Origin of the sequence: Zoogloea sp., from assembly GCF_044344315.1 — a bacterium.
In the GTDB taxonomy this organism is placed as follows: domain Bacteria; phylum Pseudomonadota; class Gammaproteobacteria; order Burkholderiales; family Rhodocyclaceae; genus Zoogloea.
The window spans coordinates 12401-28593 of sequence record NZ_JBIJDC010000052.1 but is presented as its reverse complement, the minus strand read 5'-3'; the positions used below and the strand labels follow the sequence as shown (position 1 = coordinate 28593).

The window sequence follows — 16193 nt, the reverse complement described above, 5'->3', positions numbered from 1 at the left end:
TGGATGACCTCGATCCCTGCGCCGCGCAGGCCCTCGAAGCCGTGGCCGAGGCTGTCCCAGCTGCGCAGGCCGGCCAGGTAGAGGTTCGAGAAGGGGCAGGTATGAAAGCGCGGGGCGGGCTCGATCAACGTGACCTGCAGCTGCGGCGCATGCCGTTTCAGGTAGCGGGCCGCCGTGGCCCCGCCAAAGCCACCGCCGACGATCACCACCCGGGCCGACCCGGCCCCCGCCCGCACGATGGCGGGCAGCGCAAGGCTCGCCCCACCCGCAGCCAGGCCACCCAGCATCTGCCGGCGCGACACCCCCGTCATTGCGTTTCGCCCTGCGCAAACCACTTCGCCAGGGCCTTGATCTGCTCGGCGTCGTAGCCTTTCATCAGGCGCGTCATGACGCTGCCCGGGGCATCGCGGCCGTCACGGAAGGCTGTCAGGCGGGTGCGGAGGTGTTCCTCATCCAGTCCGCGGATGCTCGGGATGGCGCCGGGGGAACGACCATCCGGGCCGTGGCAGTTCACACAACCTCCGGCCAGGATGGCCACCGTTGCGGCGGGCAGCTCTGCCGCCTGGGCGGGCACGGCAGGCGCCAGGCCGAAGCCGGCGATTGCAATGAGGGCAGGGGCAATGAGGGTGGGAGCAAAAACGTAATGAAACGGCACTGAAAGCCTTTGAAGAATGCGCAAATTCGCCTTTCCGGGGGGATTGGCCGGCGCCCAACGAAGCGTGCACGGTGCAGTGGAAGGCTTGCTACCGGCATGGAGGCCGGTGGGAGGGGCGACGCGGGGGCGGATTGTACCAATGAAGCCGGCCCGTCCGCCTCCCCGAGTCAGGGCGCCAGGCGTTGCCGCGTCCAGCTGCCGTCGTCGGCGAGCCGGTAGGTGATGCGGTCGTGCAGCCGTGAGCTGCGCCCCTGCCAGAACTCCCAGTAGTCGGGGACCAGCCGGTAGCCGCCCCAGTGGGGGGGCCTGGGCGGGTTGAGGCCGAAGCGCAGGCCGTACTCGGCCGCGCGGGCGACGATGGTGCCGCGGCCGGGGATGGCCTGGCTCTGTTCGGAGGCCCAGGCGCCGATGCGGTGGGTGAGGGGGCGACTGGCGAAATAGGTGTCGGATTCCTCGGCCGAGACCTTCTCCACCCGGCCTTCGATGCGCACCACCCGCTCCAGCTCGACCCAGTGGAACTGCAGTGCGGCGAAGGGGTGGGCGTCGAGTTCGTGGCCCTTGCGGCTGGCGTAGTTGGTGTACCAGACGATGCCGCGGGCGTCGTAGCCCTTGATCAGCACGACCCGCGTGGACGGGCGGCCATCGGGGCCGACGGTGGCGACAGTCATGGCATTGGGTTCGGGGAGCTGCTGGGCCAGGGCTTCGCTAAGCCAGGCGCCGAACTGGCTCAGCGGGTCGGTGGCCACGTCGTCCACGTCGAGGCTGCCGCGCTCGTAGGATTTGCGCAGGTCGGCGAGGTTGGGGGTGTCGCTCATGAAAGGCTTTCCGGGAGGCTGTGATGCTCGCTCGGACCGCTGTCCGGGCGCAGGGTTTCAAATTCGCTTGCCGGCACTGCCCGGGAGAACAGGAAACCCTGGGCGTAGTCGCAGCTGATCTGGCGCAGCAGGTCGCGCTGCAGTTCGGTCTCGACCCCTTCGGCCACTACCTTCAGGCCGAGCTTGTGGGCCATCACGACGATGGCTTCGCACAGGGCGAAGTCGGCGCCTTCTGGGGCCAGGTTGCGGGTGAAGGACTGGTCGATCTTGAGGATGTCGATATCGAACTTCTTGAGGTAGGAGAGGGACGAGTAGCCGGTGCCGAAATCGTCGATGGCCACGCCGATGCCGGCGTCGCGGAAGCGCAGCAGGGCATCGCGGATGCCCGGGTCGGTGCCCATCAGCAGGCCTTCGGTGATCTCGATGACCAGGTTGCTGCCGGGCAGTCCGGCGGCCTGCAGACTGTCGATCCAGCGCCGGAAGGTCTGCTCGCCGGAATTGAACTGCACCGGCGAGATGTTGATGCTGACCTGAAAGTCGGGGCCGAGGGTGCTGCGCCAGCGCAGGGTCTGGGCGAGCACCTGCTCGAACACCCACTCACCCAGCTCGTGGATGATGCCGGTGTCTTCGGCGATGGGGATGAAGGTGGCCGGGCTGACGAAGCCCTGGGTGGCGTGCTTCCAGCGGAGCAGGGCTTCGGCCTTGATGATGCGGCCGCTGTCGAGGGCCACGATGGGCTGGTAGTACACCTCCATCTGCCCGGCCTCCAGGGCCCGCCGCAGTTCACCGGCCAGGCGCACGCGCTGCTCGGCGCTCTCCTGCAGGGCCCGGGTGAAGAAGCGGAAGCAGGCGCGGCCGGCGTCCTTGGCCAGGTACATGGCCTGGTCGGCGTGCTTGATGAGCTCGCTGATGCCGGTGCCGTCGGCGGGGTAGAGGGCGATGCCGATGCTGGCCGAGACGAAGTGTTCGTTGCCGTTGAGGGCGAAGGGGGCGGAGAGGCGTTCGATGACGTCCTGGGCGATGCGCCCGATGTCGGTGCCGCCCTGCAGCTCCGACAGGATCACCATGAACTCGTCGCCGCCCAGGCGCGCTACTGTGTCGTAGTCGCGCACGCTCTGGCGAATGCGGCTGGCGGCTTCGACGAGGAGCAGGTCGCCGGTTTCGTGGCCCTGGGTTTCGTTCACCTCCTTGAAACGGTCCAGGTCGATGAAGAGCAGGCCGATCACGGTTTCGTCGCGCTGGGCCTTCTTGATCTCCCGCTCCAGGCGGTCGTTGAAGAGGCGCCGGTTGGGCAGCTGGGTGAGGTGGTCGTAGTTGGCCTGGGTCCAGATCAGGTTGTCGGCACGCTTCTTCTCGGTGATGTCAGAGAACAGGATGACGCGCCGGTGCACCGCGCCGTCGTCGCGGAACACGGTGCTGATGGTGATCCAGGCGATGAAGTCGCTGCCGTCGGCCCGCCGGCTGCACACCTCGCCCTGCCAGCGGCCGCTGGCTTCCACGGACGCCCACATGTTGCGGTAGGTGTCGTCGTCGAGGGGATTGCACTGGAGCAGGTGCGGACCCTGGCCGGCCATGTCGTCGTGCACATAGCCGGTGATCTCGCTGAAGGCCGGGTTGATGGTCAGCACGCGGTTGTCGGCGTCAGTGATCATCACCGCTTCCGAGGTGTTGGCGAAGACGGTGGCGGCCAGGTGGAGCTGCTCCTCGGCCATCACCCGTTCGGTGACGTCCCGGTTGGTGCCACGGGTGCCCAGGAAGCGCCCGCGCACGTCGATCACCGGCTGGCATACGTGCTCGATCCAGCGCTCCGAGCCGTCCCGGGCGCGGATGCGGAAGGGGGTGAGGCGATGGCCGCCAGGGGTGACCACCTTTTCGTCGTGGTCGAGCCAGATGGGGAGGTCATCCGGGTGGATGATCTTGCGCATCAGGTCCGGATCGCCGATGAAGTCCACCGGGCCGTAGCCCGACACTTCCAGGCATGCCGGGGAGATGTAGAGGTAGAAACCGTGGGGGTCGACCCAGTATTCCCAGTTGGGGGAGTATTCGGCAAGGATGCGGTACTTCTCCTTGCTTTCGGCGAGGGCTTCGTTGGCTTCCTGCACCGAGGCCATGCGCTGGTCCACCAGGTCTTCGAGGGAGCGCTGCAGGCGGCTGAGGTCCAGGTGGGTGCGCACCCGGGCACGCACCTCGTCGATGTCAAAGGGCTTGGTGATGTAGTCGGCGGCGCCGATGGAGAAGCCCTGCACCTTGTCCACCACGCTGTCTACCACGGTGACGAAGATGACCGGGATGCGGCTGCCTTCCGGGCTGGCCTTGATGCGCCGGCACACTTCGTAGCCGTCCATCTCCGGCATGATGATGTCCAGCAGCACCAGGTCGGGGGGGTGGGCGCCGGTCACCAGCTCCAGGGCCTTGGGGCCGTTGGCGGCCACCATGATGCGGTAGTCGTCCTGCAGGGCGGTGGCCAGGCCATGGAGGTTCTCGGGGATGTCATCCACCAGCAGCAGGGCCGGCTTGTCCTGGCGCAGCAGAGCTTCGGCACCCTGCCCGACGGCGCTACGCCGGCGGTGGCGGCGTAGTTCGAGCTGGTTGCTGACGCGCAGCAGCAGCAGCTCGGGGTTGATGGGCTTGGTCACGTAGTCGGCGGCACCCAGGCGCAGGCCGACGGCCTCGTCGGCGGTCTCGGCCAGGGCGGTGACGAAGATCACCGGGATGTCGGCGGTGGCCGGGTCGGACTTGAGCCGGTGCAGCACCTCGTAGCCGTCCATGCCGGGCATGCGGATGTCGAGCAGGATCAGGTCGGGGGCCGGCTGTCGGCTGGCCAGCTCCAGGGCCTTGGGCCCATTGGTGGCGACAATCACCGCGAAGTCGTTGCGCAGGATGCCGACCAGGATGTGCAGGTTCTCGCTGACGTCGTCGACGACGAGGATCCGTGGCTTGGCCTTGTCCGGTGTAGGGGTGTCGCTCATGTTCGTCCGACCAGTTGCGTGTTCAGGTCATTCAGCAGGGCCAGGGCTTCGTCGATCTCGAACAGATCGATTTTCTCGGCCACGTCCCGGATCAGGGTTTGCAGCAGGCTGTCGGTGACGCCGCTGCGCAGCTCGGCCAGGGTGGCCTGGGCGGCGCCCAGGTCGGTCTCCAGCAGCGCCTGCAGGCGGCTCACCCGCGCGGCGATCTCGCTGTCGCTGAGCAGCGCGGTGCTGCCCGGCGCCATGCCCTGGGGGGGCGCCAGGCTGTCGATGTCGTCCATCACCTGCTTCAGCAGGGCACCCATGCGGGCCAGGCTGTCGGCGTCGGGCGGGCTGCTCTGCTTGAGCTGGGTATCGATGTCGGTGATGCAGGCAAACAGCGCATCGGCACCGATATTGCCACACACGCCCTTGAGGGCGTGGCAGTACTCCTCGGCCCGCTGCAGGGCGCCTTCGGCAATCATGGCGGTGAGCCGGGCCGGAGCGTCTTCGTAGCGCGTCCGGAAGCGCCGCAGTTGCTTGCGGTAGGCCTCGCTGTCGCCACCGATGCGGCGCACGCCCTGGGTACTGTCCAGGCTCTCCAGGCGGCGCAGGTCGTCTGGCAGGGCGGCCTCCAGGCGGCCCGGGGCGGCGGGGTCGAGGGGCATGTGCAGCCAGCGGGCCAGGGCGGCCTGCAGACGCTCGGGCGAGACCGGCTTGGTGATGTGGTCGTTCATGCCGGCGGCCAGGCTCTGCTGCTCGTCCCGGGCCATGGCCAGGGCGGTCATGGCGATGATGGGCAGCACGCGGAAGCGTTCGCCACCGGCCCGCTCGCCAAGGGCGCGGATGCGCCGGCTGGCCTCCAGGCCGTCCATCACCGGCATGTGGATGTCCATCAGCACCGCGTCGTAGTTGCGTGCCTGGACCAGGGCCAGGGCCTCCTGACCGTTCTCGGCGCAGTCCACCTGGGTGTTCATGCGGCGCAGGAGTTCGGTGGCGAATTCACGGTTGATCTCGTTGTCCTCCACCAGCAGCAGGCGGGCGCCGTGGAAGTCGCAGATGCCATCGCGCGGCGCGTCGCCGGACTGTTCCTCGAAGAGGCGGCCGCGCCCCAGGCTGGTGAGCAGGGTGTCGAGGAGGATGGAGGGGGACACGGGCTTCACCAGGAAGCCCGCCACGCCGGCCTGCTCGGCGGCACGGATCACGTCCTCGCGGCCGTAGGCGGTGACCATGACGACCTTCGGTTTGGGCTGGATGGCCGGGTTGGCGTGGATGCGCCGGGTCACCTCGTCGCCGTTCATGGGGGGCATGCGCCAGTCCATCAGGACGATGTCGAAGGGGCGCTTGCCGGTCTCCTGGAGCATGCCCATGGCGCTGGCGCCGTTGGAGGCGACGGCCACGTCCAGGTGGAAGAAGCGCAGCATCTCGGCGAGGATTTCCCGGGATACCTCGTTGTCGTCCACCACCAGCACGCGGATGTCGCGCAGCAGGGGGCTGGCCTGTTCAACCAGTTGGTGCCCGTCGGGGCGGGCGTCCCGGGCGATCTGCAGGCGGACGGTGCAGCATACGGTGGTGCCCCGTCCGGGGTAGGACTCCTCGATCCACAGGCGGCCGCCCATCAGCTCGGCCAGGTGCTTGCTGATGGCCAGTCCCAGCCCGGTGCCACCGAAGCGGCGGGTGGTGGTCTGGTCGGCCTGGGTGAATTTCTGGAACAGGCGCTGGACCAGCTCCGGGGCCATACCGATGCCGGTGTCGCGCACCGAGAAATGCAGCATAAGTTCGTCGTCGGTGCTGGACAGGCTGTGGAAGGCCAGCTCCACCTCACCCTTCTCGGTGAACTTGGTGGCGTTGCTGCACAAGTTGAGCATGATCTGGCCCAAGCGCAGGGGGTCGCCCACCAGCACCGGGGGAATGGTCACGTCGTAGCGGATCAGGAACTCGATGCCCTTCTGCTCGGCCTGCAGGCTGATGGAGTCCTTGAGCTGCTCAAGCACGCTGTCCAGGCCGAACTCGATGGACTCCACCTCGAGTTTGCCGGCCTCGATCTTCGAGAAGTCGAGGATGTCGTTGATGATGCCGAGCAGGGAGTGGGCGGCGCCCTGGGCCTTGGACAGGTAGTTGTGCAGGCTGGGGCTGAGTTCGGCGTTGAGGGCCAGGTAGAGCATGCCGATGATGGCGTTCATCGGCGTGCGGATCTCGTGGCTCATGGTGGCCAGGAAGTCCGACTTCATGCGCGAGGCTTCCTCGGCCAGGGTCTTGGCGCGGATCATCTCCTCCAGCGCGTCGCGCTCGGCGGTGATGTCCTCGATCACCCCGACCATGCCGCGGGACGGGTCGGCCGGGTCCACCACCCGCCGCGACAGGCGCACCCAGAAGTGCCGGCCGTCCCGGGCGCGCACGGGGATGTCGTGGCGCAGGGTTTCGCCGTGGGCCAGGCGCTCGGCGCTGTCGCCGGTGCTGGCCAGCCGTTCGTCGGCGGGGTCCACCAGCCAGATGCGCGCCGGTTGCCCCAGCTGTTCGCCCGGGGCGTAGCCGAAGAGCTCGTCCAGGCGCCGGTTGCTGCGCACGATCAGGCCATCCCGCAGCAGCACGATGCCGACGCTGGCCGAATCAAACAGGGCCTGCAGTTCGGCGGTGCGCTCGGCCACACGCTGCTCCAGGCCTTCGTTGATGGCCTTGAGTTCGCTTTCGTTGTCGGACAGGCGCTGGTTGGTGGTGAGCAGGGCGTGGTTGCGTTCCTCAATGGTCTCCAGCATGCCGTTGAAGACGGCTACCAGAGTGCCGATCTCGTCCCGGTTCTCGGCACCGGCGCGGACGCTGTAGTCCTTGCTGGTGGAGATCGTCTGCATGGTCTGGGTCAGGCGTTCGATGGGGCCGGAGACGATGCGCTGCCAGCGGGTGGCCACGAGAAGGGTCAGGGCCGCGGTGGCCGCCGCGATCAGGCCGGCGAAGAGCAGGTAGTTGCGCCACAGCAGGTCCAGCTCGCGCAGGCTGGCGCGGATAAATACGGTGCCGATGGGCACGCCGCCTTCCATCACGGGCTCGCTCAGGCTCAGGTAGCCGTCCTCGATGTCGGCCCGGCTTTCGATGCTGCGCAGGGGCGGGAAGGCGAAGGGGCGTTCCTCGCCGCTGTCGTAGCGGGCAAACACCTTGCCTTCGGCGTCGTAGAGGCAGGCGGCGGTGACCGGCCGCTTCACCTTGAGGGCGCCCAGGGTTTCGATGGCGACCTTGTCGTCGTTGAAGATCAGGGCGGCGGTGCTGCGGTCGGCAACGATGCGGGCGAGGGAGGAGAGGTCACGCACTAGTTCGTCCTTGACCCGCATCCGCTCATAGACGATGAAGCCGGCGGCCTGGATCAGCAGGGCCGCGAGGCTGGTGATGACGATGATCATCACCAGCTTGGTCTTGATTTGCAGGCCGTCGAACAGTGCGCGCATGGGAGTCGGGTTTCGCGGTCAGGGCACGGTCCGCGCCAGCTCGAGGAGCTTGGCGCTGATCCGCAGATTGGCACTGCGGGCCGCATCGGGGTTGATCTCGAGCTTGATCTTGCCGCCCTCCGGGTAGAGCCCGACGATGCCGCCGCCGCGGGCAAAGCCGTCCTGGTCGCTGACCGTCAGCACGGCCTGGCCGCGCAGGCGGGCCTGCAGCTCGGGCCAGCGGCGATCAGGGCGGCCCACGTAGAGCACCTGGCACTGGGCCGGGTCGAAGCTGCCGTCACTGTCGATCTTCAGGGAGCGGTCCTTGACCTGCTTGCCGGCCAGGTCGGCCAGCAGCAGGGTGACACTGTCGTTGCCGGCCACGCACAGGTGCAGGGCGTCGGTGGGCAGGCTGGGCCAGTCGACAAACTTCATGATGTGGAAGACGTAGGCGGCCTTGATCTTGGCCTCGAGCTCGCCAGGGGCGGCGTGGGCCGGCACCAGGCTGGCCGCTGCCAGCACGGCGAGTGCGCAGCGGACCAGGAGGCGGGGGCGCGGGCGCGGCGCGCGGCGCTTCATCGGTGCAGGTGCATGGCGCCGCTCAGTAGCGGAGATCCACGCCGACGAAGGCGTTGAAGCCCGGATCGCGAAAATCGAAGGGCATGCGGTATTGCCGGTCGGTGAGGTTGTTCAGGTCCAGGGTCAGGCGGACTTCATGCCGCGCATTGTGGATCAGATCCTTGTACAGGCGGGCGTTGACCAGACCGAAGTGGCCGAAACCCTGGCGGCTGCCGCGGGAGGTGCTGTCGTAGTAGCGCCCGACCCAGTGGTAGTAGGCCACCGCGTGGATGTCGCCGGGCAGGCGCAGGGACACGCCGGCATTGGCCAGCTCGGCCGGGGCGAAGGGGATCTCGGTGCCGTTGTGGTCGGCATTGCTCGGGTCCTTGACCCGGGTGTGGGTGCGGGTCAGGTTGGCGAACAGGCTCAGAGCGGCCGACGGGCTGTAGCGGGCATCCAGCTCGAAGCCCAGGGCGCGGGCGCTGCCGGCGTTCTCTGAACGGACCTGGGAGGGGGTGGCGCTGACGATGTTGGTTACGATGGCATCGCCGAGGGTATTCAGAAAGCCGCGCAGGTCGATGGCCAGCTCCCGGCTGGGTTGCCAGGCCATGCCCAGGTCGCGGCCGATGCCGCTCTCGGGCTTGAGGCCCGGGTTGGGCAGCTCGCCGCTGGTGCTCGGCGAGGAGACGGTGCCGCCGATCTGCTTGGCCGCCGGGGCCATGAAGCTGGAGCCCGCATTGGCGTAGAAGGCCAGCCCGGGCGCCATGTTGTAGCGGGTGCCCAGGCTCCACAGGTTCTTGCTCCAGCTGGCGGAGCGGGTGGTCGGCGTGTTGCCGCCGAGGCGAGCGTAGTCGTGTTCGAGGGTGTTGCGCCGGAGGCCGCCGCGCAGGATCCACTGGTCGAGCTGGATCTTTTCCTGGATGAAGTAGCCGGTGGAGCGGGCCTGGGCGCGGTTTTCGGCCGAGACGCTGCCCGCCGGGCCGCGCACGTCGGTCTCGTAATCGACCCACTGGGCGTCCACCCCGAGGGTCAGCAGGGCGCCCTGGCCGTGACGGTGGCTGAGGGTCAGGTCGGCGGGGCGGATGGTCTGGCGGGTGTTCTCGTTATTCACCAGGGCCAGGCTGCCGGGGTAGGCGTCATTGGCGAAGTTGCGGTCGTAGCGTCGTTCGCCGTACTTGAACTGGAGGTGCCAGTCGGTGGCGAAGGCGTTGTTGTAGGCGAAGTTGAGGGTGTCGTAGTGGTGCTCGAAATCCCGGTTCGGGCGGCCCATGTTGCCCTGGTGGGCGGTGCGCTGGTAGAACACGGACAGGGTGTGGTCCGGGCGGTCGAGGGCGTAGTTGAGCTTGAGGAAGAACTTGTCCTTCTCGTAGCGCGGCGACTGGGTGGTCTGCAGCCAGGAGCCGGACATGCCGTAGGGCGTGTAGTCGGCACGTTCGTGGCCGGCGCTGAGGATGTAGCCGAGCTGGCCGGCGTTGCCCTGGGTATAGGCGCTGCCGCGGTAGCTGCCCCAGGCCCCGGCGCCGGCGCTGACGCGGGTCAGCGGCGCGTCGATGCGGTTCTTGAGGACGAAATTGGTGGTGCCGGCCAGGGGTGTCTGGTTGCCCACGAAGTCCATGGACAGGTAGTTGGAATACAGCACCGAGGCCGGCCCCTTGTGCACCTCAACGCGCTCGATGGCGGCGCTGTCCAGGCTCATGGCGTCCACGAAGGCGTCGATGGGCAGACCGTCGAGCAGGTAGCTGTTGTACTTGGGGCCCAGCCCGGCGTAGGAGCCCCAGTTGGCATCGTTGCGCGACAGCACGTTAACGAACTGCCCCGAGGTGTGGCGCATCAGCTCGGCCAGGTTGCGGTTTGGGCTGGGGAGATGCTCGATTTCCTCGCTGCGCAGGACGACAATGCGCTGGGTTACGGTATCGGCTGACTGTTCCAGCTTGGTATCCGTCACCACTAGGTTGCCCAGCTGCTCGAGGCTGGTGACCTCCACAAAGCCGGCCAGGGGTAGGTTTTCAAGGGGTGCGCCGTCCCGGGGCGGGGTATCCGCCGCCGCCGCGAGGGCCGGAATCAGGAGCAGGACAGGTGCAAAACGAGGGGATTTCATCCTTGCGATCACGGCCTGAGAGAGGCGTTCGGGAGGGGCGGAAAGGGTGGGAAACAAAATATGACAATCCGCCCCAGATCTTATCCGGGTATGAAATGAAGATCAAACGGACGTTTCGGCGTTTCCTGGCTGGCGTTCTTGCGCTGGGTGCACTGGCTGGCGCCTCGGCCACCAATGGGAGTGAGCCCTTGCCCGCCTGCCTCGGCGAGGTCCAGCCCCTGGTGGTCTCAAGCCAGATGCCCTATGCCCTGGTGACGGTTGCCGGGCGGCAGGGCTACTTTGTGCTGGATTTCGGCGCCACCTTCAGCACCATCGTGCCGGATGCGTTTTTCGGGCCACTCAAGCCGCGCCCGCAGCCCGGGCTGGCCGATACCTACGATGATTTCACCTTCTTCGGCAGCTGGGGGCGGGTGCGTCTGCCAGCTGGCGGGGCGACCGGCCTGCTGGGCAGCGTGCCCCAGGCGGGCATCATCGGTACGGATTTCCTGGCGTCCCACATCTACACCCTGGATTACCCGGAGGGGCGCCTCCACCGGGCCCAGCGGGGCCGCTTCTGCACGGATGAGGCGCTGACCGCAGCTGGTTTTTCGGCTCTCAGCACCCGTGACTATTACGCCGATGGGGCGGGCCGCCTGAGTTGCCCGCGGGCGGGCAGCCCGACCTGCCCCAACGTGCCGGCGGTGCCGATCCGCATCGGTCCGGTGGAGGCGGTGGCCCAGCTCGATACCGGCTATGACGACGGCAGTCAGCCCCTGTCGGTAAATATCAACGTGGCCCTCTTTGACGCCCTGCGCCTGGCCGGTGTCCGGCTTCAGCCGCGGCCGGAAATCGCCCTGCAGCTCACCACCTGCCAGCCTGGCGTGAGCGAGCCGGTGGATGCCTGGCGCCTGCCCCCGGGCACGGCCCTGGGCTTCGTCGGGCCGTCGGGCCGGGTGGTGCGCAGCGAGGCCGGGGTGACTCTTTTCGTCAAACGCACGCCGCCTGCGGCACGGGTCTGTGGTGGCATCGGCACCTGGCCGCAGCCGGCGGCCCAGCTGGGGGCGTCCTTCTTTGCCGGCGGCGCGCTCATCGTCGATCCCTTCTCGGCGCGCGTGTGGTTCCGCGATCCGGCCGCCTCTCCTTTACTCTCGCGTGAGCGCCCATGAGCTTCAAACAGATCAAGACCTGGCAGTGGATCCTGGTGGCCGTGGCCCTGGTGTTCGTGGCCGACTGGGCCATCAAGCGGCCCGATTCCCGGGCACGGGCGCTCAATGCTGTCCTCGAAACCACCGCCAGCCCCGCACTGAAAGCCTATCCCTACCCCTTCCGGGTGCTGCGTGTGCAGGAAGACGGCATGGCCGTGATGGGCACGCCACGCAACTTCGACGTGCCGGCGCGGCGGGTGATCGCTGTCCTCTACCCCGACATTGACGTGAGCAACGCCAACAACCCGGCCTTCGTGGACGCCCAGCAGACCCTCGCCGCGCGCCAGTCCGAGGCGCGCGCCATCGTCGAAGCCCAGCCCGGCATCAAGGGCGTCAAGTGGGAACTGGACCGGGCCTGGCTGGGGGCTCGGGGCATCGATCTGCCGCCGCCCTAGCCGGCGGGGATCGGCCGTCACCGGCGGATGACGGAGTGGTATCGTGGGCGCCTCCGCCGCCTGCCCAGGAAACTCTGATGGCCGATATCCCCCGTCTCCGTGTGATGTTCTCCAGCCGCGCCGCCACCCGTGTGTTCGGCGATACCACCCTGACCGAGCTGCGCCTGGCCCTCAAGGCTCAGGTGGAGGGGATCCGCATTGGCGGGCATCAGCCCTTCGAAGTGTGGATCCATGAAGACGACCCGGCCCCGGCCGGGCGCACCATCCTCGAAGGCTCCCTTGACGAGATCAGCCGGGCCGACGTGGTGTTGGTGCTGTACACCGGGGAAGCGGGCAGTGCCGAGGCCGACAGCAGCATCGGGATCTGCCACGCCGAATTGCAGGAGGCCCTGGCCCGGCGCCGTGACGTGGTATCGGTGATTGCCCTGGAGCCCCTGATTGAACCCTCAGCCGATCGGGACGAGGTTTTCCAGGCCTATGTCACCCGGCGGCGCCTGATCCATGCCCGGGTGCAGGACCGGGACGGCTTGTTCGCTGTGGCGCTGCGCCTGCTGATGCAGCGCTTCGTCGAGCTGGCCAAACGCGGTGCGCGCCCCACCGGCCGCCGTGTAGACCAGGGCGCAGCCCTCGACTGGGCGCGGCTCGATCTGCCCGGCCGCGCTGCAGCCATGCGCTCAGCCCTCGTGGATGCCCTTGATGGCGTACCCACGGAGCAGGGCGTGCTGTACACCCTGGCGCCCCCGGGGCTGGCACCGGCCCGCCTGTTGCTGCGGGTGGACGCCATCCCCGCAGCCCTCGGCGTGGCGGCCGCGCGGGAGCGGGTCGGGCAGCCCTTCTATACCGACCATCTGTGCGCCGGGCTGCTCGAGGCCGAGGACGCCATCGGCCCTATCCACCTGCTTGCCTGCCACCGGGGCGTGACCGAATCCCAGGCCCTGCGCCTGCTCGGCACCAGCAATGCGGTGGCGGTGGCCTCGGAGTTCGGCGTGTTCGCGGCCGAGGACGTGATGCAGACCCAGGTCGTACTGCTGGCCCAGTGTGTCGATGCCGGCGGGGTGATGCTGGCCCTTCGCCGCTTCCTGGAATGGCTGGGCCGGGAGGGCGAGGTGAGCAACCTGCTGCGGCGTGCCCGGGCCCGCCGCGCCATTGTTGCGGCGATTGCGTCCGGCCGTGACGCAGTGGGCTGGCCGGAGGCCTGAGGGCGCGGGGTGTCAGCCCATGGCCATATGGCTGGCGCACAGGCCGGCCAGGGTCGCCAGGCCCCGGTCGATGTCGGCTTCGTCGGCATGGCTGAAGTTGAGGCGCAGGGTGCCGGTGGCGGCCGCATCGTCGGGGTAAAAGGCTTCACCGGGCATGAAGGCCACGCCCGCTTCGATGGCCAGCGGCAGCAGGGCCCGGGTGTCGATGGGCTGGTGCAGCCGGATCCAGAAGAACAGGCCGCCGGCCGGCGTCTCCCAGCTCGCCAGGCCACCAAAATGGCGCGTCAGCGCGGCGGCGAAGAGATCACGCTTGTGGCGGTAGAAGTCCACCAGTCGGGCCATCCGCGCCGGGCGCCCGGGGGCGGCCAGCTGCTGCAGCACCAGCCACTGGCTGAGGCGGTTGCTGTGCAGGTCGGCGGCCTGCTTGAGGCGCACCAGGTAGGTGAAGAACTCCGGCGAGGCAGCCAGGAAGCCCAGGCGCAGGCCCGGCGCCAGGCTCTTCGAGAAGGAGCCCTGGTAGATCCACGGGCTGCCCTGCAGGTGGGTAACCACCGGGCGGTGCTCGCAGGCGTCGTACACCAGGTCACGGTAGGGGTCGTCCTCGAACAGGGGCACCCCGGCCTCATCGCAGGTCCTCGCCAGGGCTTCCCGCTCGGCACCGGTGTAGCAGCGGCCGGTGGGGTTCTGGAAGGTGGGGATGGCATAGGCGAAGGCCGGCCGGGTGGGCCCAAAGCCCGTCGCGTCGAGTGTTTCCGGCGTGAAGGGGGCAAAGCGCGCGCCGAAGAAGCGGAACACCTGCAGGGCCGCCAGGTAGGTGGGCGACTCCACCGCCACCGGCGTGCCCGGGTCGATGAAGAGCTTGCCCACCAGGTCGATGCCCTGCTGGGAGCCCGACAACACCAGCACCCGCTCCGGGCCGCAGTCCAGGCCGAGGGCGGTGAGCTCGTCGGCGATGCGCTCGCGCAGGCGGGGATCGCCCTCGGTGGGGCCATACTGCAGGGCCGAGTCGGGGGCGGCCAGGCCGAAGTCGGGAAAGGTCTCGGCGGCCGGCAGCCCGCCGGCAAAGGAGATCATGCCGGGCCGGTCGACCACCGCCAGGATCTCCCTGATCGGCGACGGGTGCAGGTCGTGCACCCGGGCGGAAAGGGAGAGGGGAAGGCTGGCGGTGGATCGGTTCGACATGGGGGTTCTCCTGATTGTGTGAGGGAAACAAAGTCAATAATATTGACCTATATAAATCGTGCATCCATCCAACAATAAAGTCAACATGATTGACCTAAATCGCCAGGCCCGGCTGCGTGAGGCCATCGAACTGTTCTTCCACGCTTATCGCGCCTTTACCGCCCCACCCGACCGCATCCTCGAAGCCCGCGGCCTGGGGCGAGTGCATCACCGCATCCTGTATTTCGTCGCCCGCAGCCCGGGCACCACGGTCACGGCCCTGCTGGGTGTGCTGGGCGTCAGCAAGCAGGCCCTCAACGGGCCCCTGCGCCAGCTGGTGGAGGCCGGCCTGGTGGGCACCGCTGCCGGCACCCATGACAAGCGCAGCAAGCTTCTGAGCCTGACCGAGGCCGGTGCCGCCCTGGAAGCCGAGCTGTCCGGTACCCAGATGGCCTTGCTGGAAGATGTCTTCACCGCTGCCGGCCCGGATGCCGAGCAGGCCTGGCGGGTGCTCATGGGGAAGCTCTGCAAGCCCGGCTGAGGCAAGGGTTCGTGAGTCTCTTGTGAGATCGAATTCATCCTGTTTTCCTCGGTTGTCCTCCCCGAGCCAGACGCAAACCCAATGCTGACGCGGGTTTGCCCTCCACTGGCGGTATCACCCGATGGGTGAAGCTGAAGGGGTTTATGGGACGTACTGAGGGCGGCTGGAGGGACTGTGGGGGCGACTTCAGTCGCCCGCGGACGTCGATCAAGGGCATGCCTGTGATCGACGCGTGGGTGGGCGACTGAAGTCGCCCCTACAGGAGAGACCGTATCGACCGTCAGACGACGCGTCAAACGGAGGAAATTAGGTTCATTCGACCTCCGTGCGCCGGGTCATCGGCCTGCCTTTGATCGGCGTCCGCGGTCGAATGAATTGGCTATGTTCGCGTTAAATAATATGGAAAGCGCTTTCGCTTCGACAGGTAAGGCTTGAGCTCTTGCTTGCGGGCTTTTCGGATGCACCGAGCCCCTGCGGAACTTGAGTCGGGCACTGGCCGCTGAGCACCTGCATTTCCGGTCCCCTCTGGCGCGCCGACTGGAGGTGATGACGGGCGGAAAGAGGGCTTCGCATGTCTGAGCCCGCAGGGCGAGTTTGCGAAGACCCCGCCCGGCATCGCCGGAGGGAGGGAACCCCCGAAGGGGGCGCGACAGCGGGGTACGTTTCTTTGCCTTCTTTCTTGTCGTACAACAAGAAAGAAGGTCGCCCGCCGGGGGCGAGTCCCCGGCCAATGTGACGTAAGAGAACGGAAAGCCGTCCGTAAGGGCTCACCGGTTGCGCGGGATCGGTAGTGCGCTTGCCGGCCAGGCCTTCTTGATGCCCATCAATGCCCCCCGGAGTACGACGCCCTACTGTGGCGCCGTCTTCCGAAGGAGCCTGCGATGGACCGATCCCTGCTGATTCACGTCACCGTCCTGCTTGGTCTGACGGCCCTGGCGGTGACGTCTGCGCCCGCCGCCGAGCCCGACTCCGCCCGCCAGAAAGACCTGATCCACCTGGTCCGCCAGGACTGCGGCTCCTGCCACGGCATGCGCCTGGCCGGTGGCCTGGGGCCGTCCCTGCTGCCGGAGAAGCTGGCCGACTGGCCGGATGACGCCCTCGTCGCCACCATCCTCCATGGCCGCCCCGGCACTGCCATGCCCGGCTGGCAGCGCTTCATGGACGAAGCCGAGGCCGGCTGGATCGTCGCCCGCCTGAAGCAGGGCTTTCCGGCCCTTCCCTGA

13 protein-coding genes are annotated in these 16193 nt (G+C 67.9%); 5 read left to right on the top strand and 8 right to left on the bottom strand.

Features of this window, described 5'->3' with window-relative positions; genetic code table 11:
• The 7 genes from ACIQ09_RS12555 to ACIQ09_RS12525 all read right to left on the bottom strand — a co-directional run.
• Window positions 1–311: NAD(P)-binding protein (locus tag ACIQ09_RS12555; protein ID WP_398310115.1), on the bottom strand; the 311-nt coding region annotated here is incomplete at its 3' end.
• Window positions 308–655 (bottom strand): c-type cytochrome, encoded by a 348-nt coding sequence (locus tag ACIQ09_RS12550; RefSeq protein ID WP_398310112.1) that lies wholly within the window; start codon window positions 653–655, stop codon window positions 308–310. The genes ACIQ09_RS12550 and ACIQ09_RS12555, both read right to left, overlap by 4 nt.
• Before the next feature lie 167 nt (window positions 656–822).
• Window positions 823–1470: a pyridoxamine 5'-phosphate oxidase gene (gene pdxH / locus ACIQ09_RS12545; RefSeq protein ID WP_398310109.1), complete on the bottom strand. Its 648-nt coding sequence runs from the start codon at window positions 1468–1470 to the stop codon at window positions 823–825.
• Entirely contained in the window at window positions 1467–4439 is a 2973-nt protein-coding gene (locus ACIQ09_RS12540) for an EAL domain-containing protein (RefSeq protein WP_398310106.1), read from the bottom strand. Before ACIQ09_RS12540 ends, pdxH begins: the two co-directional genes overlap by 4 nt.
• Window positions 4436–7855, bottom strand: a complete 3420-nt coding sequence (locus ACIQ09_RS12535) for a response regulator (RefSeq protein ID WP_398310103.1) — start codon at window positions 7853–7855, stop codon at window positions 4436–4438. The genes ACIQ09_RS12540 and ACIQ09_RS12535 overlap by 4 nt, the downstream gene beginning before the upstream one ends.
• Before the next feature lie 18 nt (window positions 7856–7873).
• Complete coding sequence (locus ACIQ09_RS12530; protein WP_398310100.1) at window positions 7874–8413, bottom strand: YfiR family protein; 540 nt, start codon at window positions 8411–8413, stop codon at window positions 7874–7876.
• Window positions 8414–8435: 22 nt separating this feature from the next.
• Window positions 8436–10490 (bottom strand): TonB-dependent receptor plug domain-containing protein, encoded by a 2055-nt coding sequence (locus ACIQ09_RS12525; protein WP_398310097.1) that lies wholly within the window; start codon window positions 10488–10490, stop codon window positions 8436–8438.
• 95 nt (window positions 10491–10585) lie between these two features.
• Between ACIQ09_RS12525 and ACIQ09_RS12520 the strand changes: the two genes are divergently transcribed.
• From ACIQ09_RS12520 to ACIQ09_RS12510, 3 genes are all read left to right on the top strand, one after another.
• Entirely contained in the window at window positions 10586–11635 is a 1050-nt protein-coding gene (locus ACIQ09_RS12520; protein WP_398310094.1) for a hypothetical protein, read from the top strand.
• Complete coding sequence (locus ACIQ09_RS12515; protein ID WP_398310090.1) at window positions 11632–12069, top strand: hypothetical protein; 438 nt, start codon at window positions 11632–11634, stop codon at window positions 12067–12069. Before ACIQ09_RS12520 ends, ACIQ09_RS12515 begins: the two co-directional genes overlap by 4 nt.
• A gap of 77 nt (window positions 12070–12146) precedes the next feature.
• Window positions 12147–13268, top strand: coding sequence for a hypothetical protein (locus ACIQ09_RS12510; RefSeq protein WP_398310087.1), 1122 nt, complete (start codon window positions 12147–12149; stop codon window positions 13266–13268).
• 12 nt (window positions 13269–13280) lie between these two features.
• On the opposite strand, the gene ACIQ09_RS12505 is transcribed toward ACIQ09_RS12510, so the two are convergent.
• Complete coding sequence (locus ACIQ09_RS12505) at window positions 13281–14450, bottom strand: PLP-dependent aminotransferase family protein (RefSeq protein ID WP_398310084.1); 1170 nt, start codon at window positions 14448–14450, stop codon at window positions 13281–13283.
• An 85-nt stretch (window positions 14451–14535) separates the two neighbouring features.
• On the opposite strand from ACIQ09_RS12505, the gene ACIQ09_RS12500 reads away from it, so the two are divergent.
• Together ACIQ09_RS12500 and ACIQ09_RS12495 are read left to right on the top strand one after the other, a co-directional pair.
• Window positions 14536–14970, top strand: coding sequence for a MarR family winged helix-turn-helix transcriptional regulator (locus ACIQ09_RS12500; RefSeq protein ID WP_398310081.1), 435 nt, complete (start codon window positions 14536–14538; stop codon window positions 14968–14970).
• An 881-nt stretch (window positions 14971–15851) separates the two neighbouring features.
• Window positions 15852–16193, top strand: coding sequence for a c-type cytochrome (locus ACIQ09_RS12495; protein WP_398310078.1), 342 nt, complete (start codon window positions 15852–15854; stop codon window positions 16191–16193).

What these genes read in the sequence shown, in the direction of transcription:
- pdxH (WP_398310109.1), bottom strand. Translation starts at nt 1,470, where the DNA reads ATGAGCGACACCCCCAACCTCGCCGACCTGCGCAAATCCTACGAGCGC.
- ACIQ09_RS12495 (WP_398310078.1), top strand. Translation starts at nt 15,852, where the DNA reads ATGGACCGATCCCTGCTGATTCACGTCACCGTCCTGCTTGGTCTGACG.
- ACIQ09_RS12505 (WP_398310084.1), bottom strand. Translation starts at nt 14,450, where the DNA reads ATGTCGAACCGATCCACCGCCAGCCTTCCCCTCTCCCTTTCCGCCCGG.
- ACIQ09_RS12525 (WP_398310097.1), bottom strand. Translation starts at nt 10,490, where the DNA reads ATGAAATCCCCTCGTTTTGCACCTGTCCTGCTCCTGATTCCGGCCCTC.
- ACIQ09_RS12540 (WP_398310106.1), bottom strand. Translation starts at nt 4,439, where the DNA reads ATGAGCGACACCCCTACACCGGACAAGGCCAAGCCACGGATCCTCGTC.
- ACIQ09_RS12510 (WP_398310087.1), top strand. Translation starts at nt 12,147, where the DNA reads ATGGCCGATATCCCCCGTCTCCGTGTGATGTTCTCCAGCCGCGCCGCC.
- ACIQ09_RS12520 (WP_398310094.1), top strand. Translation starts at nt 10,586, where the DNA reads ATGAAGATCAAACGGACGTTTCGGCGTTTCCTGGCTGGCGTTCTTGCG.
- ACIQ09_RS12535 (WP_398310103.1), bottom strand. Translation starts at nt 7,855, where the DNA reads ATGCGCGCACTGTTCGACGGCCTGCAAATCAAGACCAAGCTGGTGATG.
- ACIQ09_RS12515 (WP_398310090.1), top strand. Translation starts at nt 11,632, where the DNA reads ATGAGCTTCAAACAGATCAAGACCTGGCAGTGGATCCTGGTGGCCGTG.
- ACIQ09_RS12500 (WP_398310081.1), top strand. Translation starts at nt 14,536, where the DNA reads ATGATTGACCTAAATCGCCAGGCCCGGCTGCGTGAGGCCATCGAACTG.
- ACIQ09_RS12530 (WP_398310100.1), bottom strand. Translation starts at nt 8,413, where the DNA reads ATGAAGCGCCGCGCGCCGCGCCCGCGCCCCCGCCTCCTGGTCCGCTGC.